The sequence below is a fragment of the Pantoea phosphatilytica genome (assembly GCF_051025615.1).
Taxonomy (GTDB): Bacteria; Pseudomonadota; Gammaproteobacteria; order Enterobacterales; family Enterobacteriaceae; genus Pantoea.
Map to the genome: position 1 here is coordinate 1 of NZ_JBPFDF010000006.1, position 24,025 is coordinate 24,025.

Sequence of the window (24,025 nt, forward strand, 5' to 3'; positions counted from 1 at the left end):
TATCTTTGATACCAACGATTTCAACTTCGTCGCCGACTTTAACGATGCCGCGCTCAACACGACCGGTAACAACGGTACCACGGCCAGAGATTGAGAATACGTCTTCGATTGGCAGCAGGAACGGCATATCGATTGCACGCTGTGGTTCCGGGATGTAGTTGTCCAGGTGTTCAGCCAGCTCGATGATTTTTGCTTCCCACTCAGCGTCGCCTTCCAGCGCTTTCAGCGCAGAACCACGAACGATTGGGGTGTCGTCGCCTGGGAAGTCATAAGCTGACAGCAGGTCACGCACTTCCATCTCAACCAGTTCCAGCAGCTCTTCATCATCAACCATGTCACACTTGTTCAGGAACACGATGATGTAAGGAACGCCAACCTGACGGCCCAGCAGGATGTGCTCACGGGTCTGTGGCATCGGGCCATCAGTCGCAGCAACAACCAGGATCGCGCCGTCCATCTGCGCAGCACCGGTGATCATGTTTTTCACATAGTCGGCGTGGCCTGGGCAGTCAACGTGTGCGTAGTGACGAGTCGGGGTTTCATACTCAACGTGTGAAGTGTTGATGGTGATACCACGAGCTTTCTCTTCTGGTGCGTTATCGATCTGATCGAATGCACGCGCCTGGCCGCCGTAAGTTTTAGACAGTACGGTGGTGATAGCTGCAGTCAGGGTGGTTTTACCGTGGTCAACGTGACCGATGGTGCCCACGTTTACGTGCAGTTTGTTACGCTGAAATTGCTCTTTCGCCATGGCGATAATTCCTTACGTTGTGCCTTCACCCTCGGGTGAAGGCATCAGTTCAAATTTAAACCGTAGCTTATTTGCTACGAGCTTCAATAACGGCCTGCGCTACGTTGTTCGGCGCATCGTCATACTTCAGGAACTCCATGGAGTAAGAAGCACGACCTTTGGTCAGAGAACGCAGCTGAGTTGCGTATCCGAACATTTCAGACAACGGAACTTCAGCGTGAATCTGAACGCCAGTAGCGTTAGATTCCTGCCCTTTAAGCATACCACGACGACGGCTAAGGTCACCGATGACATCACCTGTGTTCTCTTCCGGCGTTTCAACTTCAACCTTCATGATAGGCTCAAGCAGAACAGGTTGCGCTTGTTTAAAGCCCTGTTTGAAGGCGATAGACGCGGCCAGTTTAAACGCCAGTTCTGAGGAGTCGACATCATGGTAAGAACCAAAGTGCAGACGAATACCCAGATCCACAACCGGATAACCAGCCAGTGGGCCTGATTTCAGCTGCTCCTGGATACCTTTATCAACCGCAGGGATGTATTCACCAGGAATCACACCACCTTTGATGTCGTTGATAAATTCGTAACCTTTCGGGTTCGAACCTGGCTCCAGTGGGTACATGTCGATAACAACATGACCATACTGACCACGACCACCAGACTGCTTGGCGTGTTTACCTTCAACATCGGTAACTTTGGTGCGAATTGCTTCACGGTAAGCAACCTGTGGTTTACCCACGTTTGCTTCAACGTTGAACTCACGCTTCATGCGGTCAACGATGATGTCGAGGTGCAATTCACCCATACCGGCGATGATGGTCTGGTTAGATTCTTCATCAGTCCATACGCGGAATGATGGGTCTTCTTTTGCCAGACGGCCCAGAGCCAGACCCATTTTTTCCTGGTCAGCTTTGGTTTTTGGTTCCACGGCGATAGAGATTACCGGCTCCGGGAACTCCATGCGCTCAAGGATGATGACGTTGTCTGGGTCACACAGGGTATCACCAGTGGTCACATCTTTCAGGCCGATCGCAGCTGCGATATCACCTGCACGAACTTCTTTGATTTCTTCACGCTTGTTAGCGTGCATCTGAACGATACGGCCCAGACGCTCACGGTTTGACTTAACCGGGTTGAACACGGTGTCACCAGTGTTAACCACACCAGAGTAAACGCGGAAGAAGGTCAGGTTACCCACAAACGGGTCGGTAGCGATTTTGAACGCCAGTGCAGCAAACGGCTCGTTGTCGTCAGAGTGACGAACAGCCGGCGTGTCTTTACCGTCGTCCAGCATACCGTTGATCGCGGTAACGTCAGTTGGTGCTGGCAGATATTCAACCACTGCATCCAGCATCGCCTGAACACCTTTGTTCTTAAATGCAGAACCACAGGTTACCAGGATGATTTCGTTGTTCAGAACACGCTTACGCAGAGATGTTTTGATCTCTTCTTCAGTCAGTTCTTCACCACCGAAGAATTTCTCCATCAGCTCATCAGAGCCTTCAGCAGCGGCTTCAACCAGCTTCGCACGCCATTCTTCAGCCAGTTCCTGCATATCAGCTGGAATATCTTCGTAGTCGAAGGTTACGCCCTGATCGGCGTCGTTCCAGTTGATTGCTTTCATTTTCACCAGGTCAACAACACCGGTGAATTTCTCTTCTGCGCCGATAGCCAGCTGCAGAGGAACTGGAGTTGCACCCAGACGAACTTCCATCTGGTTAACAACTTTCAGGAAGTTAGCACCCATGCGGTCCATTTTGTTAACGAACGCAATGCGTGGAACTTTATATTTGTTAGCCTGACGCCATACGGTCTCAGACTGTGGCTGAACGCCACCAACTGCACAGTAAACCATTACCGCGCCATCAAGCACACGCATAGAACGTTCTACTTCGATGGTGAAGTCAACGTGTCCTGGGGTGTCGATGATGTTGATGTGGTGTGGTTCAAACTGCTTAGCCATACCAGACCAGTAACAGGTGGTCGCAGCGGACGTGATGGTAATACCACGTTCCTGTTCCTGCTCCATCCAGTCCATGGTTGCTGCGCCGTCGTGTACTTCACCGATTTTGTGGTTTACACCGGTGTAGAACAGAACGCGTTCGGTAGTGGTAGTCTTACCGGCGTCGATGTGCGCACTGATACCGATGTTACGGTAGCGAGCAATGGGTGTTTTACGAGCCATTTGATTCCTCTGATTCTCGGACGTTCAAGGTAAGTCGACCCCAGCGGGTTGGCTATCTGAGCGCCCGCTGGTTTAACAACTACGTGGTTATTACCAACGGTAGTGAGCGAACGCCTTGTTGGCTTCTGCCATGCGGTGAACGTCTTCACGTTTCTTAACTGCAGTACCTTTGTTCTCTGCAGCATCAGAAAGTTCGTTCGCCAGGCGAAGAGCCATTGATTTATCACCGCGTTTACGAGCAGCATCTACGATCCAGCGCATTGCCAGGGCATTACGACGAACCGGACGGACTTCAACAGGAACCTGATAAGTAGAACCACCAACGCGACGTGACTTAACTTCGACAGTCGGACGCACGTTTTCCAGTGCTACTTCAAAAGCTTCCAGAGAGTTTTTACCTGAACGCTGAGCCAGGGTCTCAAGCGCGGTATAAACGATAGATTCTGCAGTAGATTTTTTACCATCTACCATCAGGATATTTACAAATTTGGCCAGCAGCTCTGATCCGAACTTAGGATCTGGCAGAATTTTACGCTGACCAATGACGCGACGACGTGGCATGGAAATACTCCGTTGTTAATTCAGGATTGTCCAAAACTCTATGAGTTTATTTTGACATTTAATTTAAAACGTTTGGCCTTACTTAACGGAGAACCATTAAGCCTTTGGCTTCTTCACGCCGTACTTGGAGCGAGCCTGCTTACGGTCTTTAACACCTGAGCAGTCCAGCGCGCCACGAACGGTGTGGTAACGCACACCTGGCAGGTCTTTTACACGACCGCCACGGATCAGGATCACGGAGTGTTCCTGCAGGTTGTGACCTTCACCACCGATGTAGGAGGTGACTTCGAAACCGTTGGTCAGACGCACACGGCAGACTTTACGCAGTGCGGAGTTTGGTTTCTTAGGAGTGGTGGTGTACACACGAGTACAAACGCCACGTTTTTGCGGGCAAGCTTCCAGCGCCGGCACGTTGCTCTTTGCAACTTTGCGGACGCGTGGTTTGCGAACCAGCTGGTTAACTGTTGCCATTAAATAGCTCCTGGATTTGCTTTTGCTTCGTAAACACGTAATAAATCGCCTCGTAGAATTACGAGGAGGCAGAATTTTAGGGCTGCGTCAAAGGGGTGTCAAGAAATAACCAGGTTTTAGCCGATCACCAGACCATTTGTTGCGGATGCCTGATCGTTAGCGTGACAAACCCATTATAGTCTACGGATTGCACGCTGGTCGAAATTTGTCCAGCGAGACCGCGCGCCTGGACGTCCTCCTCCAGCACCCACAGCGTTGCAGGGCTGGCGGCCAGCCGCTGCAGCGCGCGACTGCCCGCCACGGCTGCCAGTACCCCATCCTGCAGTAGCAGCAGGTCATCTCCGGCTTCTGTCATGGATATCAGCGTTTCAAGATCGCTGTGTGACGGAGAGTGCAGTAAAGTGTGCAGCATTCGCGCCTCTTAAAAAGTCAGGATACGGTCGTAACGGGCCAGAGTCTGGCGCAACGCAGGCGCATCCAGCAGCGTAACGTCCAGCAACCGTTTTGCCTCAGCATCCAGCCCCCGCGCCAGCAGCGATGTCCGGCAGAGATAGCACTGATCAATGTCATACAAAGCCAGTACGCCAAAGGTCGCCGCGTAGTGACGGCTCTTAATTGCCTCGGGTTGTTGATGCAGATTGAGCTGCAGTACGCCATCGCCGATAAAGAACAGGCCAATATCTTCACTGAGCGCGCCCGTTGCCAGTGCCGCGTCCAGCCCTTCGCGTCCGGCACTGCTGCCGTGCGGTGCCTGCGTAAAAACAAATGCGATGCGATTCATCAGAACTGCACCAGACGTTCGCAGCGCAGCGCCGCCTCGGCCAGCGCCCCCAGCCCGCTCAGGGTAAAGCCCGGCTGCAGGTTACTCCCAGCCAGCTGAAGCCGTGCCGACTCCTGCGCATCGCTTATGCCACGCCGCAGCGCGGCCGCCACACAGATATTCAGTGCCACGCCCTGCTCCTGATGTAATGTCTGCCACGCCCGGACCAGATCGAACTCATCGCTGGCTGGCGCAGTCAACTGATTCGCGTTCAGTACGCCTTCCCGGTAGAAGAACACGCTCTCCAGCTGATGGCCTGCCGCTAACAGCGCACGGGCAAAGAGCCACGCGCTGGTCGCCTGTTGCGTACCATAGGCCGGGCCGGTGACCAGCAGGGTGTAACGCATTACCGCTCCTGCCCCTGAAAGTCGCCATTTTTAAACTGGCGGATATAGAGATAGACCGTGTGCTTCGAGATGTTCAGGCGATCCGCCACCTGGTTTATCGCATCCTTGATGTCGAAGATCCCCTTCTCATAGAGATTCAGCACAATCTGACGGTTCTTGGCGTTGTTCGAGACATTGCGGTCCGCACTCACCTCTTCGATGGTGAACTCCAGCGTCTGCATCACCAGATCATCTACCGAGCTGGCGAAGTTAACGCTGGAATCGACCTGCTGCATCTCCGGTGGCATAAAGGTCGACATGATCTGCGAGAACGGCACATCAAGGTTCATGTTGATACAGAGCAGGCCAATCACCCGCTGCTGACGGTTACGGATAGCGATAGTGACCGACTTCATCAGCACACCGCTTTTGGCCCGGGTGAAATAGGCGCGCGACACATTACTGTCCGCCCCATGCATATCGTGCAGCATCCGCAGGGCTAAATCGGTAATCGGCGAACCGACTTTACGCCCCGTGTGCTCGCCATTGGCGATGCGCACAGCCGAACACTTAAGGTCTTCAAGCGAATGCAGGACAATCTCGCAATGGGAGCCAATCAGCATGGCAAGGCCATCCACGACAGCCTCGTACGATTTCAGAATATCGTAATCAGTTTGTTCGAACGGGCGCTGCTCAAGCAGATCGAAGTCGCTCAGTTCACCCGGATTGAATGGATTAGACATTGAAGAGTTTCACCCTGAATGGCTGGAGCCTGTCACAGCGGCTTATGGGCAGACTCAATATTGGGATAATTCGGCAGGCATTAGTCTGGCAAATGTCACCGGCTTATGCCAGAGGTTTGTCGTGAAGCGGAAATGAAACCGCCGCCCGGAGGCGGCGGCTGGCAGATTACTGCGCTTTCGGTGCAGCGGCAGCAGGCGCTGGCGCCTGTGCTTTTTCATCGGCCTTTGGTGCCGGTTTGATATCCAGCAGTTCGACATCGAACACCAGAGTGGAGTTAGCCGGGATGCCCGGAACGCCATTTTTACCGTAGGCCAGCTGTGGTGGGATCACCAGCTTGATCTTGCCGCCTTTCTTCACATGCTTCAGACCTTCAGTCCAGCCCGGGATTACGCCATCCAGACGGAACGAAAGTGGCTCGCCACGGGTGTAAGAGTTGTCGAACTCCGTACCGTCGATCAGCGTACCTTTATAGTTCACGACTACGGTGTCGCTGTCTTTAGGTGCGTCGCCGGTGCCCTCTTTCTCGACTTTATAGAGCAGGCCGGTTTCAGATTTCTTCACGCCGCTCTCTTTAGCAAATTTGGTTGCGTAAGCTGCGCCCTTATCGGCGTTCTCTTTCGCATCTTTTTCCATTTTCGCTGAGGCTGCGCCTTTCACGCGACCTTCGAAGGATTGCAGGGTCTGCTCGATCTCTTCATCAGAGAGTTTGCTCTTGCCACCGAATGCATCCTGAACACCTGCGATCAGCTGCTGCTTGTCCAGCTTAATGCCCAGTTTTTCCTGCTCCTTCAGGGAGTTGTCCATGTAGCGACCCAGTGAAGCACCCAGTGCGTAAGCAGACTGCTGGTCTTCATCTTTGAAGGCTGCATTTTTCGGTGCCTGCGGCGCAGACTGGGGTGCCGCGGCTGGTGCAGCCTGTGGCGCCGCAGCCGTCTCTGCCGCCATTGCCAGCGGAGCATTCAGCGCAACAGCCATTGTGGTAGCTAACAATGTGACTTTAAACAGTGATTTCATCCTTTCTCCAAAACCGAAGCGTCTAACCTCGGGAAACATTGCGGACCTGGGAGTCCACACTATAACTTTACGTGGCAGTGTCGAACACTCCCACAATGTAATTACCCGGTCTACCTCCGACCTTTATAACATCGGGAAGTTTCATCAGAGATGATGGCGCGCCCCGTTTTTTCAAGCGCAACGCCGGAGATCGTGAAAAAAACAGGTGATTCCTGGCAGTCAGGTCGTAGAATCACGCCCCGAGTCGCACCTTAACAGAGGAACAGGTCATGCAACAATCTGAGTGGGAACAGCGTCTGGAGACGTTAGAGAGCAAACTGGCCTTTCAGGAGATGACGATTGATCAGCTGAACAATGCGGTCGTCGAGCACGAACTGCAGATGAGCAAGCTGCGGGAGCAGATGCGGATTTTAACCGACAAGCTCAAGGCGAATGCGCCCTCTATGGTCGCCTCGCAATCGGAAGAGACACCCCCGCCGCACTATTAAGCGCAGCCTGTCTGGCGTTTCTCAGATGCGCCGGACCCGATGAGCGCCAAAAGAAAGGCCACCCGGAGGTGGCCTTGAACGGTCTGTTGAGACTTAGTGGCTGCAGCCACAGCCGCCTGTGCCACAACCGCCTTTGCCGTGATCGTGGTCGTGATCATGGCCGTGATCGTGGTCATGATGATGGCCATCAGCACCGTGAACATGGCCATGAGCCAGTTCTTCCGGGGTGGCTTCACGGATAGCAACCACTTCAACGTTGAAGTTCAGGTTCTGACCCGCCAGCATGTGGTTACCATCAACCACAACGTGATCATCTTCCACTTCGGTAATTTCTACCGGTACCGGACCCTGATCGGTTTCTGCCAGGAAGCGCATGCCGACCTGCAGTTCGTCAACGCCCATGAACACGTCTTTAGGAACGCGCTGCACCAGGTTGTCGTCATACTGACCGTAGGCATCGTTTGCCGGGATATGCACGTCAAACTTGTCGCCGGCAATGTGGTTTTCCAGCGCATTTTCCAGACCAGAAATCAGGGAACCATGACCGTGCAGGTAGTCCAACGGTGCACTCACCGGTGACTCGTCAACTAACACGCCGTCTTCTGTACGTACCTGATAGGCCAGGCTTACCACCAGGTCTTTTGCTACTTTCATGATATCTCCTAACCGTTGAGAGCTGAGATCCCGTCTCATTGGTCTATTCTTGCGTGCAATAACACCAACCAGAAAGGTTCGGGGCTGAGTACAAGAGGGGTTTCACTTTCTCTTGCGACTCCAGCCTTAATGGCGTCAATTGTAACGGAATTCAATGCCGCTGTAAGTTTAAGCGTAAAAAAAGCTGGTCGTTTACGCTATTCCGGGTGGAAAATGCCGATCACCTGCTCATTCGTGCGAACCTGATCGCGGGCCTGTTTATCGGCCTCACGCATCTGGTGACCACATTTCACGCACTCCACCACATCGACATTATTTTCACGCCACATCGCCAGCGTGTCCTTCTCCTGGCAGTGCGGGCATGTCGCACCTGCAATAAAACGTTTACGCATCAGCTTCTGCCTGTTTAAAGAGATTATTGATCATCGTCCCAGCCGTCGATCTGCCGCTTCTCGCGCTGCATTTCGCGCTGGAAGATATCTTCCAGTTCACGCCGCGCTTCACGGACGCGTGAAGCCTGGGCGCTTTCAGCCGGATTGGGCATCAGCTCGCGCAGCATCCGCATGTCCAGCCGGCGGAAATGCTGCTGGGCGCGGTGCGCCTGATGCGGATGCATCCCCAGCGACATCAATGTCTTGCGCCCCAGCTCCAGCGCACTGGAGAAGGTTTCGCGCGAGAACTGTGTGACGCCCGCCTGTAACAGCTCATGCGCTTCCACACGACCACGGGCGCGCGCCTGAATCTGCAACTGCGGAAAGTGCTGCTGGCAGAGATGCACGATGGTCATCACATCTTCCGGCTCGCTACAGGTAATCACTATCGACTGGGCGCTGGCCGCACCGGCGGCCCGCAGCAGCTCCAGCTCGGTCGCGTCGCCGTAATAGACCTTATAGCCATATTTCCGCATCAGATTGACCGCACTGATGTCGCGCTCCAGCACGGTGATGCGTTTGTTGTTCGCCATCAGCAGACGACCCACCACCTGCCCGAAGCGGCCAAAGCCCACCACAATCACCTGCGGCTGATCGTCCTCAACGAAGTGCTTTTCCGCCTCGTCATCCGGCTCATTGAAGCGTCGCGCCAGCAGACGGTCGATCCCCTGCATCAGCAGCGGCGTGGTCATCATCGACAGCGTGACGGTGACCAGCAGCATTGGCAACTGATCGCCAGCGAACAGTTTTGCCGACGACGCGGCGGAAAAGAGCACAAAGGCGAACTCGCCGCCCTGACTCAGCACCCCTGCAAACTGCTGCCGCTCGGAGCTGCGCAGACCATAAATGCGGGCCAGCAGATAGAGCACCACCGTTTTCACCGCCACCAGCGTGATCACGCCCAGCAGGATGGTCACAATATGGGTATAGAGCACCCCGAGGTTAAGCGCCATGCCTACCGAGATAAAGAACAGCCCCAGCAGTAACCCCTTAAACGGCTCGATCGCGACTTCCAGCTCGTGACGATATTCGCTTTCCGCCAGCAGGATACCGGCGATAAAGGTGCCCAGCGCCATCGACAGCCCCAGCGCATCCATAAAGAGCGCCGAGCCAAGAACCAGCAGCAGTGACGCCGCCGTAAAGACCTCGCGCACGCCCGATGCGGCGATATAGCGGAAGATGGGCCGCAGCAGATAGCGTCCGCCCACCAGCATCCCGGCGAACGCCACGACCTTCATGCCGACTTTCATCCAGTCGATATGGCCGCTGTCGGTGCCCGCCAGCAGCGGGATCAGCGCCAGCGCAGGGATGACCGCGATATCCTGAAACAGCAGAACCGAAAAGCCCAGCTGCCCCGCTTCGCTGCGGTTCATCCCCTTGTCCATCATCAGCTGCAGCGCCATCGCGGTCGAAGACATCGCCAGCCCGATGCCGCCGATGATCGCCGCCTGCCAGCTAAAGTCTGTCAGCCACAACAACCCGCCGAGGATCGCGGCGGAGAAGATAACCTGCGCCGCGCCGACCCCAAAAATGGAGCGGCGCAGCGCCCACAGCTTTGCCGGGTTCAGCTCCAGCCCGATGATAAACATCAGGAAGACCACGCCCAGCTCCGAGAAATGAAGAATCTCTTCGACGTCACTGATAAAGCCCAATCCCCACGGGCCGATAGCGATACCCGCAACCAGATAGCCCAGCACGGCACCAATCCCGAGACGAGCGGCCACCGGAACCAGCAAGACCGCCGCGACCAGATAGATCACCCCGGCGGTCAGCAGCGTTTGTCCTTCCATCTATACTCCTCCGTTCGGCAGCGGTGCTGCCAGCCAGTCGCCATAGGCGCGGGCGTAGTTTTTCATTAATTCCGGCCCCTGACGACGCGCCCAGTAGACGATCATCGGCGGCATCCAGTGCATCCGGCACATCTGCGCGGTCAGCTCAAAAGGACGCATAATGTCATTGAGCGAGTAGCGGTTCAGCCCCTGCTGTTTAAAGGCACTTTCCGGTTCGCCAGTGGTGACGACGCTGCGCCAGTACTTTCCTTCCAGCGCATTGCCATCCACGCCGTTGGCGAAGCCGCGCGACAATACGCGATCCAGCCACTCTTTCAGCAGGGCCGGACAGCTATAGGTATAGAGCGGATGTTGAAAAATGATGACATCGTGCTCACGCAGCAGCTGCTGTTCGTGATGAATATCGATAAAAAAATCCGGATAGGTCGCGTACAGATCGTGCACGGTGACATGTTCCAGCGCCTGAGCCGGCTGCAGCAGAATCCGGTTAGCCACCGAATCCTGTAATTCCGGATGAGCAAAAAGCAGTAATACCCTGGGTGGCTGCGACATCCTTTCCCTCCAAAGCGTCGTCATTGAGGCGGATTTCCGCTACCATGCACGACGCAGCAAAATCTCATTATGTTGCCAGTAAATTAACATATTCTGACGATACGGCGCTTACATGATTGTCTTCTCTGCCTTACAAATTCGCCGCGGCATCCGCGTCCTGCTCGACAACGCCACCGCCACCATCAATCCGGGTCAGAAGGTCGGGCTGGTGGGAAAAAACGGCTGTGGTAAATCCACGCTGCTGTCGCTGTTAAAAGGTGAAATCACCAGCGATGCCGGCACCGTTACGCTTCCGGCACACTGGGCGCTGGCCTGGGTGAATCAGGAAACCCCGGCGCTCGACAAAGCCGCGCTGGAGTACGTCATCGACGGTGACCGCGTCTATCGCCAGCTGGAGGCGGAACTGGCGGACGCCAATCTGCGTGACGATGGCAACGCCATCGCGCTGCTGCATGGCAAGCTGGATGCGGTGCAGGCGTGGAGTATCCATGCGCGCGCCGCAAGCCTGCTGCACGGTCTGGGCTTCAGCCAGGAGCAGCTGCAACGCCCGGTCAGCGACTTCTCCGGTGGCTGGCGCATGCGACTGAACCTGGCGCAGGCGCTGATTTGCCGCTCCGATCTGCTGCTGCTGGATGAACCGACCAACCACCTGGATCTCGATGCCGTGATCTGGCTGGAGCGCTGGCTGAAGAGTTATGAAGGCACGCTGATCCTGATCTCGCACGATCGCGACTTTCTCGATCCGGTCGTCGACAAAATCATTCATATCGAACAGGCGTCGATGTTCGAATATACCGGCAACTACAGCTCCTTTGAGCGGCAGCGCGTCGCCAAACTGGCGCAGCAGCAGTCGCTGTATGAGAGCCAGCAGCAGAAAGTGGCGCACCTGCACAGCTACATCGATCGCTTCCGCGCCCAGGCGACCAAGGCGAAGCAGGCGCAGAGCCGCATCAAGATGCTGGAGCGTATGGAGATGATCGCGCCCGCCCATGTCGATAACCCGTTCAGCTTCACCTTCCGCAAGCCGGAAAACCTGCCCAATCCGCTGCTGAAGATGGAGAAGGTCACCGCGGGTTATGGCGATCGCATCATTCTGGACGCCATCAAACTTAACCTGGTGCCGGGTTCACGCATCGGCCTGCTGGGGCGCAACGGTGCCGGTAAATCGACGCTGATCAAGCTGCTGGCGGGCGAGCTGGAGGCGATGGAGGGCAGGATCGGGCTGTCGAAAGGGATCAAGCTCGGCTACTTCGCCCAGCATCAGCTGGAATATCTGCGGGCCGATGAATCGCCGCTTCAGCATCTGGCGCGCATTGCGCCCAACGTGCTGGAGCAGCAGCTGCGCGACTATCTGGGCGGTTTCGATTTCCGTGGCGACAAGGTGACTGAAAACACGGAGCGTTTCTCCGGCGGCGAAAAAGCGCGGCTGGTGCTGGCGCTGATTGTCTGGCAGCGCCCTAACCTGCTGCTGCTCGATGAACCGACCAACCACCTCGATCTCGATATGCGTCAGGCGCTGACCGAGGCGCTGATCGACTTTGAAGGTGCGCTGGTGGTGGTCTCGCACGACCGTCATCTGCTGCGCGCCACCACCGACGACCTCTATCTGGTACACGATGGCAAAGTCGATGTGTTTGCCGGCGATCTCGAAGATTATCAGCAGTGGCTGAGCGACCTGCAAAAGCAGCAGGCGCAGCAGGAGGCCGCGCCGAAAGCGGATAATGGCAACAGCGCCCAGGCACGCAAAGATCAGAAACGCCGCGATGCCGAACTGCGCACCCAGACGCAGCCGCTGCGTAAAGAGATCGAGAAGCTGGAAAAGCAGATGAGCAAGTGGCAGAGCCAGCTCGCCGAGGCGGAAGCGCAGCTCTCCGACAGTGCGATTTATGAGCCGGGGCGTAAAGCCGATCTGACCACGGCGCTGCAGCGTCAGGCGGAGAGTAAATCGGCGCTGGAAGAGGTGGAGATGGCGTGGCTCGACGCGCAGGAACAGCTCGAACAGATGATGAGTGCCTGACACGCAGGCGTTCTCCCTGCCCGCAGGGAGAACGCGGCGCGTTTAGCGCGGTCTGTCACCCAGCACCGTCGCGCGCTGCATGACCCGCCGGGCAGGATAGTAGTCAGCATTGGCATAATGCTGTGTCACCCGGTTATCCCAGATAGCCAGATCGTCCGGCTGCCAGCGCCAGCGCACCTGAAACTCCGGTTTGGTGGCGTGGGCAAACAGAAAGCTCAGCACCGCATCGCTCTCCTTCTCGCTAAGATCCACAATCCGCGTGGTAAAGCCCTCATTCACAAACAGCGCTTTCCTGCCGCTGACCGGGTGGGTACGGATCACCGGATGCTGCACCGGCGGATGCTTCGCCACCGCCTGCTGCCAGCGCCGATGCTCCTCTTCCGTTTTGCGGTATTTAAACTCCTGGAAGGACTTTTTGAAATCATGTTCGGCGTGGAGATTGGCCAGCAGCTGCTTAAAGGGTTCAGAGAGTGCCTCGTAAGCCGCAATCCCGCTGGTCCAGAGCGTGTCGCCACCTGCTTCCGGCAGCACCTTTGAGGCCAGCAGAGCGATGGCCGGAGGCGTGTCGATAAAGGTGACATCGGTGTGCCAGTTGTCGTTGTCCGGCGGATTATCCTGGTGGGTATCCAGCACGATAATCTCCTCGACGCCCTCCGCATGAGGGTAGACCGGATGGATGTGCAGATCGCCAAAGCGGATCGCCAGCGCCCGATGCTGTTCCGGCGTTATTTTCTGGTCGCGCAGAAACAGCACCTGATGACGCAGCAGGCCGTGATAGAGCTGCTCAAACTGCGCATCGCTCAGCGGGCGGGAGAGATCCAGGTTTGACACCTGCGCGCCAATCCAGGGACCAAGCGGGGTAAAACTAAGACGTTCATTCATGACTGTTCTCCACTCCAGGGCGTCAGGCGACGCTGCAACGCGCGCAGCCCGAGTTCTAAACTAAAAGCGATCAGGGCGATCACTGCGATCCCCGCCAGCACCACATCCGTGGCGAGAAACTCTCCTGCTGACTGCACCATAAATCCCAGGCCCCGCGTGGCGGCAATCAGCTCCGCCGCTACCAGGGTGGACCAGCCTACTCCCAGGCCAATACGCAGGCCGGTCAGGATCTCCGGCAGCGCACCGGGCAGAATCACCCAGCGCAGCAGCTGCCAGCGATTCGCCCCCAGTGAACGGGCCGCCCGCAGTCGTACCTGCTGCGTGTTACGCACCCCCGCCAGGGTCGAGAGCGTGACCGGCGCGAAGATGGCCAGATAGATCAGCAGGATCTTCGAGGTTTCCCCGATGCCGAACCAGATCACCATCAGCGGCAGATAGGCGAGCGGTGGAATCGGCCGATAGAGTTCGATCAGCGGATCGAGCAGCCCGCGGGCAACCGGGCTGAGCCCCATCAGGATCCCCACCGGAATACCCATCGCCGCCGCTGCCGTCAGCGCAATCAGCATCCGCGTCAGGCTGGCGGCCAGATGCTGCCACAGCGTGGCATCCATAAAGCCCTGCGCGCTGGCGATCACCAGCAGCTTGCTGAACACCTGCTGCGGCGACGGCAGAAAGAGCGGCGCGATCAGGCCCAGCGCGGTTACGCCCCACCAGATCAGTAGCAGCAGTGAAAGACTCAGCAGGCTTAGCGTAAAGGGGATCGAAAAGGGCCAGCGCAGGCGGCGACGAGCCGGCAGCGACTTGTCGTGCGTGAAGGCGCTCATGCAAACGCCTCCCGCTGGTCGAATACCCGGCTCAGCACATATTCACGCTGAGCAATAAAGTCCGGATCGGATTTGATGCTGCGGCACGACTCGCCCGCGGCAAAGCGCTGACCGAAGCCGGGGCGCAGCCGCTCAACGATGCGGCCCGGCCCCGGCGACAGCAGGATCAGTTCACTGGCGAGAAAGATCGCCTCTTCTATATCGTGGGTAATCAGCAGGATCTGTTTGCCGCTGTCGCGCCACAGCGTCAGCAGCAGGGTCTGCATCTGCTCACGGGTAAAGGCATCCAGCGCGCCGAAGGGTTCATCCAATAGCAGCAGTTGCGGATCGGTGGCCAGCGCACGCGCGATACCGACCCGCTGCCGCTGACCGCCGGAGAGCTGCCAGATGGCGCGCTTTTCTGCACCCTCCAGGCCGACCTGCCTGATAAGCCTCCGTGCGATAGTCTCGCGTGCCTCGCGTGCCATCCCCGCCAGCTGCAGGCCAAAGGCCACGTTCTCCAGCACGTTACGCCACGGCAGCAGACCTTCGTGCTGAAACACCACGCCGCGCTCCGCGCCAGGGCCGGTCACCGGCTGGTTATCCAGCGTGATGCTGCCCGACTCCACCGGCAGAAATCCGGCAACCAGATTGAGCAGGGTCGTTTTGCCGCAGCCGGAGGGGCCGAGCACCACCAGCAGTTCATGGCTCTCCAGCTGCAGGTTGATATCCTGCAATACCGGCTGTCCGGCATAACGAGCATTGAGGTGAGCGATGCGCAGCATGGTGCCTCCTTAAGGTTTCACGAGTGGTGCGACAAAGCGCGAGGTCACGTAGCTGCTGTAGTCGTTGTCCGCCTGCGGCACTCTGCCCTGCGCTTTCAGAAAGTGCGCGGTATCGACGATCGCTTGATTAACTGGTTTGCCCAGCTGCTCAACCTGCTGCTGCGCCGTGAGATAGGTGTTGCCCTTAACCAGGCCCGGCACCTGCGCTTCCGGCACACCGCTCAGACGGGAGAGCTTACTGAGGTTCTCCGGCTGCTTCAGCCAGCTGTCGGGGCTGTTAAGATAGGCCTGCTGAGCCTCGATCGCGCTGCGGGCGAAGGCGGTAACGATCTCAGGATGTTGCTCCGCAAAATCTTTGCGCACCACCCAGACATCCAGCGTTGGCGATCCCCAGCGGCCCACGTCTGCCGAGTCGGTTAACACCCGGCCCTCTTTTTCCAGCTCGTTCACCGCCGGTGCCCAGACGTAGGCGCCATCGATATCGCCCCGCTGCCAGGCCGCGATAATGGCGGGCGGCTGCAGGTTCACCAGCTGGACCTGCGACGGTTTAACGCCCCAGTGTTTCAGGGCCGCCAGCAGGCTGTAATGGGTGGTGGAGATAAAGGGTACGGCGATACGCTTGCCGATGAGATCCCGGGGGTTCGTGATGCTCTTCTTCACCACCAGCGCTTCAGAGTTCCCCAGCTGAGAGGCGAGTAAAAAGGCTTCGATCGGCAGCTTCTGCGCCGCTGCGACCGCCAGCGGGCTGGAGCCGATATTGCCGATCTGCACGTCGCCGGAGGCCAGCGCGCGGAGCACGCCCGCGCCGCTGTCGAATTTGCGCCAGTCAACGCTGGCTCCGCTCGCTTTAGCAAAAGTGTTGTCGGCCTGCGCCACCTTTGCCGGTTCCGCTGAGGTCTGCCAGGCGACGGTGACGTTGACCGCCTCTGCCCTGAAAGCCAGCAGCGCCAGCGCCGCCGCTAAAAATGTTAAACGTGTTGCTGCCATGATCGCGTCCCCCTGTTTTTATCGTGGGGGCAGTGTCTCCGGGCGCTATAATTTCATAAAGGAATTAAAAATTATCCCCTATAGAAATAAGTTCTTAGATCACTATCTGCAAACGTAAGTCGGAAATCGCAATTGCTGAAAAAGGCTAAAGTAAGCAAAAATGTCAGGCGCTCACATTGTCCCTGTGTTATTGATATGCATTCCCAATTACTGCCTGTTAAGGTCTCTGTATCTGATGTCGATCGAGAAAGTCGCTCAGCTGGCTGGCGTCTCTAAAGCCACGGTATCGCGGGTTCTCAACGCGAATCCCGGCGTAAAGCCTCATACGCGTGAAAAAGTTCTGGCGGCCATCTCTGCCTGCGACTATCAGCCTAACCTGCTGGCGCGTCAGCTGCGCACGGCGCAGAGCCACATGCTGCTGGTGCTGATCTCGGATATCACCAACCCCTTCTGTTCGCGCGTGGTTCAGGGCATTGAGGCCGAAGCCGAACTGCATGGCTACCATATCCTGCTCTGCAACTCCGCCTCGCAGCTTCAGCGCGAAGCCGCCTATCTGAGTCTGCTGACCGGCAAAGTGGTGGATGGCGTGATCACGATGGATGCGGCGTCCGGCTTACAGGATCTGCAGGCGCTGATTGCGGGTGCGCCCTGGGTGCAGTGCTGTGAATTCGATCCTGCCATCCCCGCCTCTTCCGTCAGTATCGACCACCTTGAGGCGGCGCGTGACACCGTCCACTACCTCGCGGGCAAAGGGCGACAGCGCATCGGGCTGGTGAATGGCGACATGCGCTACCTCTATTCGCATCATCGGGAAAAGGGTTACCGGCAGGCGATAGAGGAGCTGGGCCATGCGTGGTCTGCCGTCGCCTATACCTATGAAATTACGCCCGAAGCGGGGAGTCAGGCGCTGCGCGAACTGATGGCGCTGCCGCAGCCGCCCGATGCGGTGTTTGCCGTGTCCGATGTGCTGGCAGTAGGCGTGGTTCACGCGGCGCTGGAGGCGGGCCTGCGCGTGCCGGAGGATCTGGCGGTCGTCGGATTCGATGGCGTGCCCTTTACCCGCAGCCTTAACCCGCCGCTGACCACCATCGAGCAGCCGATGAACGAACTGGGCGCACGCAGCGTGCAGTTGCTGCTGCAGAAGATCCGTCAGCCTAACGCGCCAGTGATCCATGAGGTATTGCCCTGGACGCGCGTTGAACGCGCATCCAGCTGACTCAGTGCCAGATTAACAGGACGCAGGCGGCAGTCAGCAGCCCCATCGCCAGATTAAAGATTTTCCAGGCGCGACGGCTGCGCAGGATGCGGCCAATCATCGCGCCAAATCCCATCCAGATGACGCCCGAGACCAGGTTAACCAGAAACATGCCGACGCTAATCGCCATTACAGAGTGACGATAGGCGTCACCGGCCAGGCTGAAGCTGGCGACCGCGCCCAGCGCCATCAGCCAGGCCTTGGGATTGATCAGCTGCAGCAGCCCGCCCTGCCAGAACGGCATAGGCGCATCCGGTGCCTGGTCAGTCTCCAGCTTCTCGTAGCTGGCGGTGGCGATTTTCCACGCCAGCCAGAGCAGATAGAGGCTGCCGGCAATTTTCAGCACCAGATGCAGCGAAGGATAGAGCAGGATCAGCCCCCCCACGCCAAAGGCCACCATCAGCAGCATCATCTGCATCCCGATCATGATGCCAATCATCAGTGGAAAGGTGCGCACGAAGCCAAAATTAGCACCCGAGGCGGTGAGTAACATATTATTGGGGCCGGGCGTAATCGCCGCGACCCAGAGAAAGCCCAACATTGAGAAGAAAAGACTCAGTTCCATGACAATCGGGTACTCCCTGCCCCGGTAAGAAAAAACCTCTCGAAGCTAACAGTGTGATATGGAACAGACAAGCTTTTACCACATGAAATTTACCGGACCGGAAAACGAGCAGTTCACGCCGCCTGCCGGGCTGCGTAACGCGCATCTGCAGACGATGCTGCCGCGTCTGTTACGCCGGCGCAGCACGCTGGTTCCCCACTGGCAGCGTCTCGATCTGCCGGATGGCGATTTTGTCGATCTCGCCTGGAGTGAAGATCCGCACTCTGCGCAGCATAAGCCACGCGTGGTGCTGTTTCACGGGCTGGAGGGAAGTTTTCACAGCCCCTATATTCACGGCCTGATGACGATCTGCCGCGCGCGCGGCTGGCTGGCGGTGGTGATGCATTTTCGCGGCTGCAGCGGCGAACCTAACCGGCTGAACCGCATCTATCACTCTGGTGAAACCGACGACGCCCGCTTTTTCCTGCGCTGGCTGCACACTCGCTGGGGCCGCGTGCCTACCGCCGCCGTGGGGTTTTCGCTGGGCGGCAACATGCTGGGCTGCCTGCTGGGTCAGGAGGGCGCCGCCGCAGAGGTCGACGCTGGCGTGATTGTTTCAGCGCCGCTGCTGCTGGAGCCCTGCAGCGTAAAACTGGAACGCGGTTTTTCGCGCTTCTATCAATACTATCTGCTGGCACAGCTCAAGAAGAATGCCCGCCGTAAGCTGCACGCCTGGCCGGATACGCTGCCGGTGAATCTGGCAGAGCTCAAGGGGCTGCGGCGACTGCGCGACTTCGATGATGCGATTACGGCGCGCGCCCACGGTTTTATGGATGCGGCAGATTACTATCATCGGGCCAGCGCCATGCCCTGGCTGAAGCAGATAGAAAAACCGCTGCTGATCCTGCACGCCCGGGACGATCCCTTTATGAGTGATGAGGTGATCCCGCAGAGCAGTCAATTATCTGCCACTATTACGTATCAACTGACATCACACGGCGGCCACGTAGGGTTTGTCGGCGGCACATTACGCCAGCCTGAAATGTGGCTGGAACAGCGCATCCCTCAGTGGATCGCCCCTTTTCTGGATAACTGATCTCGTGATTATTCCCTGGCAACAGGTCTCGCCTGAGACCCTTGAAAACCTGATTGAAACCTTTGTGCTGCGCGAAGGCACAGACTACGGCGAGCAGGAGCGCAGCCTGCTGGACAAAGTGGCGGACGTGCGACGTCAGCTGGAAAGCGGTGAAGTGGTGCTGGTATGGTCAGAACTGCATGAGTCGGTCAATATTATGCCGCGCAACGCCTTTCGTGGCTGATGCACCCGCCGCCATTTCATGCTAACAATGCCTGTTACCCGATCTCACAGGGAGCTTCTCTATGTCTGCACGTCATCCTATTATCGCGGTGACCGGTTCCAGTGGTGCAGGAACCACCACCACCAGCCTGGCGTTTCGCAAAATCTTTCAGCAGCTTGATCTTCATGCGGCGGAGCTGGAGGGCGACAGCTTTCACCGCTTTACCCGTCCTGAGATGGATATGGCGATTCGTAAAGCGCGCGATTTAGGACGCCACGTCAGCTACTTCGGCCCCGAAGCCAATGACTTTGGCCTGCTGGAGCAGAGCTTTAAAGAGTATGGCTATAGCGGACAGGGGCAGTCGCGCAAATATCTGCACACTTACGATGAGGCGGTGCCGTGGAATCAGGTGCCAGGCACCTTTACGCCGTGGCAGCCGCTGCCGCAGAACACCGATATTCTCTTCTATGAGGGGCTGCATGGCGGTGTGGTAACGGCGCAGCACAATGTGGCGGAGCAGGTTGATCTGCTGGTTGGCGTGGTCCCGATTGTAAACCTGGAGTGGATCCAGAAGCTGGTGCGCGACACCGGCGAGCGCGGCCACTCCCGTGAAGCGGTGATGGACTCGGTGGTCCGGTCGATGGAGGATTACATCAACTTCATCACGCCCCAGTTCTCCCGCACCCATATCAACTTTCAGCGTGTCCCGACCGTAGATACCTCCAACCCGTTCGCTGCCCGTGCCATCCCATCGCTGGATGAGAGTTTTGTGGTGATTCATTTCCAGGCGCTGGAGGATATCGACTTCCCCTATCTGCTGGCGATGCTGCAGGGCTCCTTTATCTCGCACATCAATACCCTGGTGGTGCCGGGCGGCAAAATGGGTCTGGCGATGGAGTTAATTATGGGCCCGCTGGTGAAGCGGCTGATGCAAGGCAAACGGATAGAGTAAGGGACGGCATGCGCAGGCTTCAGGAAGGTCGCTACAGGCAAAACCCGGACACAAAGGATCTGACAGCAGCCCATAAGCTCAACACGCAGGGAACCGGATCAGAAGAGGAAAGCGTCCCCCGCCAGGGACAGCGCGGGACGAGCGGTCAGGGACTGGCTCAGGCGACCTTCTGATCTGACCCGGTTCTCTGTGCAGGCAGGGTCTTACAACAGCGTGCCGGCAACGTTAAAAATCCTGCGGCTATTACAGTTCAATCACTTCGTAGCTGTGGGTAATCGTTACGCCTTTACCCAGCATGATGGCGACCGAGCAATATTTTTCCGCCGAAAGATCGACGGCGCGTGAGACCGCTTTATCCTGGAGTGCTTTGCCACTGACGATAAAATGCAGGTTGATGTGCGTAAAGATTCGCGGCGCCTCTTCACGACGTTCTGAGGTCAGTTTTACTTCACAATCAGCCACATCGTTGCGGCCTTTTTGCAGAATTGATACCACGTCGATTGCGCTGCATCCGCCCGCCGCCATCAGCACCATCTCCATTGGGCTGGGCGCTTTATCCCCTGAATTGCCATCCATCAGGATCTGATGGCCCGATGAGGATTCTCCGAGGAATGTCAGCCCTTCTACCCATTTCACTCTTGCCTGCATGATTTTTGCTCCGGAATATGCTGTTTTGTCGTCAGAGTACGCTTTCCCCTGGTAAACAGCAATCCGGAGAAATCCGCCCGTAGCTGAAGCGAGACAACAGAAGACAGTCGGCTTAAGCTGTGCTACAAACAGTGCTGAAAATATTTTTCGTCACCCGATGACGAAGCCGGGAAGAATGATGCGCACTGCGCCTGATGCGGCCCGAATAATTTCCTGAAATGGAAAACGCTTGAAGCTTTCACCGCCTGACAGGGAAAACTGCCCCCTGTGTTTTGGGCACGATTACAACAGAGGATAATAGCGAATGGTTCTCGGCAAACCGCAAACAGACCCTACACTCGAATGGTTCCTGTCCCATTGCCATATTCACAAGTATCCATCCAAAAGTACGCTGATTCATCAAGGTGAAAAAGCCGAAACGCTTTACTACATCGTGAAAGGTTCCGTTGCGGTTCTGATTAAAGATGAAGAAGGCAAGGAGATGATTCTTTCCTACCTGAATCAGGGTGATTTTATTGGTGAGCTTGGCCTGTTTGAAGAAGGCCAGGAGCGCAGCGCCTGGGTACGTGCGAAAAGCGCATGTGAAGTGGCAGAGATTTCTTATAAGAAGTTCCGTCAGCTGATCCAGGTTAACCCTGATATCCTGATGCGACTCTCGTCGCAGATGGCGCGTCGCCTGCAGGTCACGTCTGAAAAAGTGGGTAATCTCGCTTTCCTTGACGTGACCGGGCGCATTGCACAGACCCTGCTTAACCTGGCGAAACAGCCAGATGCCATGACGCATCCCGACGGCATGCAAATTAAAATCACTCGTCAGGAAATTGGCCAGATTGTTGGTTGTTCACGCGAAACCGTGGGCCGTATTCTGAAGATGCTGGAAGATCAGAACCTGATCTCCGCACACGGCAAAACCATCGTCGTTTACGGCACCCGCTGATTCCTGTCACCCACGGCGTGATGGCAACATCACGCCGTTATTGTTTGTGCTGAGCCGATGTGGCGTCGAATAATCTACCACCCTGAAGTGAACTACGCCCTGCGGCAAACGCTGGTGCTCTGCCTGCCGGTGGCGCTGGGCTGGCTGGCGGGCGACCTGCAAAAAGGCCTGCTCTTCTCGCTGGTGCCCGCCTGCTGCAATATCGCTGGTCTGGATACCCCGCATAAACGCTTCTTCAAACGCCTGATCGTGGGCGGCAGCCTGTTTGCCCTCGGCAGCTTCCTGATCCAGTGGCTCACCCTGCAGGCGGTGCCGCTGCCGCTGATCCTGTTCGCCATGTCGCTGTTGCTCGGAGTAACCGGAGAGATCAGTCCACTGCATGGCCGTCTGCTGCCCGGCACCCTTATCGCCGCCATCTTTACCCTGAGCCTGGTGGGTCGCATGCCGATCTATGTTCCGCCCCTGCTCTATATCGGCGGCACGCTCTGGTATGGGCTGTTTAACTGGTTCTGGTTCTGGCTGTGGAAAGAGCAGCCGATGCGCGAGAGCCTGAGTCTGATCTACCGCGAACTGGCTAACTACTGCGACGCCAAATATACCCTGCTGACACAGCTGACCGATCCGGAGAAGGCCCTGCCGCCGCTGCTGGCTCGCCAGCAGAAAGTGGTCGACCTGATCAACACCTGTTATCAGCAGATGCATATGCTGTCGGCCAGCCGCGACCACAGTCATAAGCGGCTGACGCGCGCCTTTCAGGTGGCGCTGGATCTGCAGGAGCATATCTCAGTCAGCTTGCATCGGCCGGAAGAGGTGCAGAAGCTGGTGGAGCAGAGCCACGCCGAAGCGGTGATCCGCTGGAATGCCAAAACGATCTCGGCCCGGCTGCGGGTGCTGGCGGATAATATTCTTTATCACCAGTTACCCGAACGCTTTGCGATGGACAAGCAGCTCGGCGCGCTGGAGAAAATCACCTGGCAGCATCCCGACAACCCGGTCGGGCACTTCTGCCTCTATCACTTCAACCGGATTGCCCGGGTCCTGCGCACGCAGAAACCGCTCTATCAGCGCGACCTGATGGCCGACCGCCAGCGCCGCCTGCCGCTGCTGCCTGCCCTGCGCAACTATCTCTCCCTGCGCTCCTCGGCGCTGCGCACCGCCGGTCGTTTTGCGGTCATGCTGATGCTGGGCAGCGCACTGGCGCTGTTCTTCAACATTCCCAAGCCCTACTGGATCCTGATGACCATCATGTTCGTCAGCCAGAACGGCTACAGCGCCACCCGTGTCCGCATCCAGCACCGGGCGCTGGGCACGTTTGCCGGGCTGGTGATCGCGGCCGCTACGCTGCGCCTGGCGGTGCCGGAGTCACTGGTGCTGCTGATCATGCTGGCGATTACCTTTATCAGCTATCGCTTTACCCGTCAGTTTTATGGCTGGTCGATGATTGGCTTCACGGTGACTGCTGTTTATTCGCTGCAGCTGCTGTCGCTGAACGGCGCACAGTTTCTGCTGCCGCGCCTGATGGATACGCTGATGGGCTGTCTGATCGCTTTTGGCGGAATGCTCTGGCTCTGGCCGCAGTGGCAGAGCGGCTTACTGAGGCAGAACGCGCATGATGCGCTGGAAACCTATCAGGATGCGCTGCGTCTGCTGCTGGGCGATGAGCAATCACCCGACAAACTCGCCTACCAGCGCGTGCAGGTGAATCAGGCGCACAATGCGCTGTTCAACTCCCTGAATCAGGCGATGCAGGAGCCGGCATTCAACGCCCAGTATCTGAAAGATATGCGGCTCTGGGTAACGCACAGCCAGTTTATCGTCGAGCACATTAATGCGATGACGATTCTGGCGCGCGAACACACCATGCTCACGGCCTCGCTGGCCCAGCGCTATCTGCAATCCTGTGAAATCGCGCTGCAGCGGTGTCAGCAGCGGCTGGAATATGATGGGGCAAGCTCACAGGTTAATCTGCTGGATGAGCTGGAGAATATCAGTGAGGGGCCGGTGACGGTCGTGGAGCAGCATGTGCGGCGCATTCTCGATCATCTGAGCGTGATGCACACTATCTCTTCACTGGCGTGGAGCCAGCGACCGCAACATGGCCGCTGGCTGATCCGTCATTTACGGAAAAGCTGA

At 57.2% G+C, this 24,025-nt stretch carries 27 protein-coding genes; 8 read left to right on the forward strand and 19 right to left on the reverse strand.

What is annotated here, in order from left to right:
- The 9 genes from ACR6AS_RS17905 to fkpA all read right to left on the reverse strand — a co-directional run.
- The coding region (locus ACR6AS_RS17905) for an elongation factor Tu (RefSeq protein WP_434163355.1) at positions 1-751 on the reverse strand (751 nt) is incomplete at its 3' end.
- Between the two features lie 67 nt (positions 752-818).
- Positions 819-2,933, reverse strand: a complete 2,115-nt coding sequence (fusA, locus tag ACR6AS_RS17910) for an elongation factor G (RefSeq protein WP_111139691.1) — start codon at positions 2,931-2,933, stop codon at positions 819-821.
- Between the two features lie 90 nt (positions 2,934-3,023).
- Positions 3,024-3,494: a 30S ribosomal protein S7 gene (rpsG, locus tag ACR6AS_RS17915; RefSeq protein WP_009087603.1), complete on the reverse strand. Its 471-nt coding sequence runs from the start codon at positions 3,492-3,494 to the stop codon at positions 3,024-3,026.
- A 96-nt stretch (positions 3,495-3,590) separates the two neighbouring features.
- Positions 3,591-3,965 carry a 30S ribosomal protein S12 gene (gene rpsL / locus ACR6AS_RS17920; RefSeq protein WP_003852912.1) on the reverse strand — a complete coding sequence of 125 codons (375 nt, stop codon included), beginning with the start codon at positions 3,963-3,965 and terminating at the stop codon, positions 3,591-3,593.
- 124 nt (positions 3,966-4,089) lie between these two features.
- Positions 4,090-4,377 carry a sulfurtransferase complex subunit TusB gene (gene tusB / locus ACR6AS_RS17925; RefSeq protein WP_111139692.1) on the reverse strand — a complete coding sequence of 96 codons (288 nt, stop codon included), beginning with the start codon at positions 4,375-4,377 and terminating at the stop codon, positions 4,090-4,092.
- A gap of 9 nt (positions 4,378-4,386) precedes the next feature.
- On the reverse strand, positions 4,387-4,746 hold the full coding sequence (gene tusC / locus ACR6AS_RS17930; RefSeq protein WP_434163358.1) for a sulfurtransferase complex subunit TusC: 360 nt from the start codon (positions 4,744-4,746) through the stop codon (positions 4,387-4,389).
- Entirely contained in the window at positions 4,746-5,132 is a 387-nt protein-coding gene (tusD, locus tag ACR6AS_RS17935) for a sulfurtransferase complex subunit TusD (protein ID WP_111139694.1), read from the reverse strand. Before tusD ends, tusC begins: the two co-directional genes overlap by 1 nt.
- Positions 5,132-5,854, reverse strand: coding sequence for a helix-turn-helix transcriptional regulator (locus ACR6AS_RS17940; RefSeq protein ID WP_111139695.1), 723 nt, complete (start codon positions 5,852-5,854; stop codon positions 5,132-5,134). Before ACR6AS_RS17940 ends, tusD begins: the two co-directional genes overlap by 1 nt.
- 166 nt (positions 5,855-6,020) lie before the next feature.
- The gene (gene fkpA, locus ACR6AS_RS17945) at positions 6,021-6,869 is read right to left on the reverse strand and encodes an FKBP-type peptidyl-prolyl cis-trans isomerase (protein WP_111139696.1); all 849 of its coding nucleotides are present in this window, start codon (positions 6,867-6,869) and stop codon (positions 6,021-6,023) included.
- Between the two features lie 269 nt (positions 6,870-7,138).
- Here fkpA and ACR6AS_RS17950 point away from each other — a divergent pair, with 269 nt between their 5' ends.
- Positions 7,139-7,357: a SlyX family protein gene (locus ACR6AS_RS17950; RefSeq protein ID WP_111139697.1), complete on the forward strand. Its 219-nt coding sequence runs from the start codon at positions 7,139-7,141 to the stop codon at positions 7,355-7,357.
- A 93-nt stretch (positions 7,358-7,450) separates the two neighbouring features.
- Here ACR6AS_RS17950 and slyD read toward each other — a convergent pair whose 3' ends face one another.
- The 4 genes from slyD to kefG all read right to left on the reverse strand — a co-directional run bounded on the left by slyD (position 7,451) and on the right by kefG (position 10,784).
- On the reverse strand, positions 7,451-8,011 hold the full coding sequence (gene slyD / locus ACR6AS_RS17955; protein WP_111139698.1) for a peptidylprolyl isomerase: 561 nt from the start codon (positions 8,009-8,011) through the stop codon (positions 7,451-7,453).
- Between the two features lie 197 nt (positions 8,012-8,208).
- Positions 8,209-8,403: a YheV family putative zinc ribbon protein gene (locus ACR6AS_RS17960; RefSeq protein ID WP_010253033.1), complete on the reverse strand. Its 195-nt coding sequence runs from the start codon at positions 8,401-8,403 to the stop codon at positions 8,209-8,211.
- Positions 8,404-8,426: 23 nt separating this feature from the next.
- A complete protein-coding gene (gene kefB / locus ACR6AS_RS17965) occupies positions 8,427-10,232 on the reverse strand; it encodes a glutathione-regulated potassium-efflux system protein KefB (RefSeq protein ID WP_111139699.1) in 1,806 nt (601 codons plus the stop codon).
- The gene (gene kefG, locus ACR6AS_RS17970; RefSeq protein WP_111139700.1) at positions 10,233-10,784 is read right to left on the reverse strand and encodes a glutathione-regulated potassium-efflux system ancillary protein KefG; all 552 of its coding nucleotides are present in this window, start codon (positions 10,782-10,784) and stop codon (positions 10,233-10,235) included.
- Between the two features lie 112 nt (positions 10,785-10,896).
- On the opposite strand from kefG, the gene ACR6AS_RS17975 reads away from it, so the two are divergent.
- Positions 10,897-12,801: an ABC transporter ATP-binding protein gene (locus tag ACR6AS_RS17975; RefSeq protein WP_111139701.1), complete on the forward strand. Its 1,905-nt coding sequence runs from the start codon at positions 10,897-10,899 to the stop codon at positions 12,799-12,801.
- Between the two features lie 42 nt (positions 12,802-12,843).
- Here ACR6AS_RS17975 and tauD read toward each other — a convergent pair whose 3' ends face one another.
- The 4 genes from tauD to tauA are packed head-to-tail and all read right to left on the reverse strand — an operon-like array spanning position 12,844 to position 16,258.
- Positions 12,844-13,683, reverse strand: a complete 840-nt coding sequence (gene tauD, locus ACR6AS_RS17980) for a taurine dioxygenase (RefSeq protein WP_111139702.1) — start codon at positions 13,681-13,683, stop codon at positions 12,844-12,846.
- Entirely contained in the window at positions 13,680-14,507 is an 828-nt protein-coding gene (gene tauC, locus ACR6AS_RS17985; protein ID WP_293773439.1) for a taurine ABC transporter permease TauC, read from the reverse strand. The genes tauD and tauC overlap by 4 nt, the downstream gene beginning before the upstream one ends.
- A complete protein-coding gene (tauB, locus tag ACR6AS_RS17990; protein WP_111139704.1) occupies positions 14,504-15,271 on the reverse strand; it encodes a taurine ABC transporter ATP-binding subunit in 768 nt (255 codons plus the stop codon). The genes tauC and tauB overlap by 4 nt, the downstream gene beginning before the upstream one ends.
- A 9-nt stretch (positions 15,272-15,280) precedes the next feature.
- The gene (tauA, locus tag ACR6AS_RS17995; protein WP_434163362.1) at positions 15,281-16,258 is read right to left on the reverse strand and encodes a taurine ABC transporter substrate-binding protein; all 978 of its coding nucleotides are present in this window, start codon (positions 16,256-16,258) and stop codon (positions 15,281-15,283) included.
- Positions 16,259-16,493: 235 nt separating this feature from the next.
- Between tauA and ACR6AS_RS18000 the strand changes: the two genes are divergently transcribed.
- Positions 16,494-17,474: a LacI family DNA-binding transcriptional regulator gene (locus ACR6AS_RS18000; protein WP_111139706.1), complete on the forward strand. Its 981-nt coding sequence runs from the start codon at positions 16,494-16,496 to the stop codon at positions 17,472-17,474.
- 1 nt (position 17,475) lies between these two features.
- Here the strand turns inward: ACR6AS_RS18000 and ACR6AS_RS18005 are convergent, their stop codons facing one another.
- Positions 17,476-18,078: a LysE family translocator gene (locus tag ACR6AS_RS18005; RefSeq protein WP_418804118.1), complete on the reverse strand. Its 603-nt coding sequence runs from the start codon at positions 18,076-18,078 to the stop codon at positions 17,476-17,478.
- 58 nt (positions 18,079-18,136) lie between these two features.
- On the opposite strand from ACR6AS_RS18005, the gene ACR6AS_RS18010 reads away from it, so the two are divergent.
- The 3 genes from ACR6AS_RS18010 to ACR6AS_RS18020 all read left to right on the forward strand — a co-directional run bounded on the left by ACR6AS_RS18010 (position 18,137) and on the right by ACR6AS_RS18020 (position 20,307).
- Entirely contained in the window at positions 18,137-19,153 is a 1,017-nt protein-coding gene (locus tag ACR6AS_RS18010; protein ID WP_111139708.1) for a hydrolase, read from the forward strand.
- Positions 19,154-19,157: 4 nt separating this feature from the next.
- Positions 19,158-19,376: a YheU family protein gene (locus ACR6AS_RS18015; protein ID WP_111139709.1), complete on the forward strand. Its 219-nt coding sequence runs from the start codon at positions 19,158-19,160 to the stop codon at positions 19,374-19,376.
- A 61-nt stretch (positions 19,377-19,437) separates the two neighbouring features.
- On the forward strand, positions 19,438-20,307 hold the full coding sequence (locus ACR6AS_RS18020) for a phosphoribulokinase (RefSeq protein ID WP_111139710.1): 870 nt from the start codon (positions 19,438-19,440) through the stop codon (positions 20,305-20,307).
- Between the two features lie 243 nt (positions 20,308-20,550).
- On the opposite strand, the gene ACR6AS_RS18025 is transcribed toward ACR6AS_RS18020, so the two are convergent.
- A complete protein-coding gene (locus ACR6AS_RS18025; RefSeq protein ID WP_003852949.1) occupies positions 20,551-20,955 on the reverse strand; it encodes an OsmC family protein in 405 nt (134 codons plus the stop codon).
- 304 nt (positions 20,956-21,259) lie between these two features.
- Between ACR6AS_RS18025 and crp the strand changes: the two genes are divergently transcribed.
- Positions 21,260-21,892, forward strand: coding sequence for a cAMP-activated global transcriptional regulator CRP (gene crp / locus ACR6AS_RS18030; protein WP_003852956.1), 633 nt, complete (start codon positions 21,260-21,262; stop codon positions 21,890-21,892).
- A 57-nt stretch (positions 21,893-21,949) separates the two neighbouring features.
- Positions 21,950-24,025, forward strand: a complete 2,076-nt coding sequence (locus ACR6AS_RS18035) for a YccS/YhfK family putative transporter (RefSeq protein WP_111139711.1) — start codon at positions 21,950-21,952, stop codon at positions 24,023-24,025.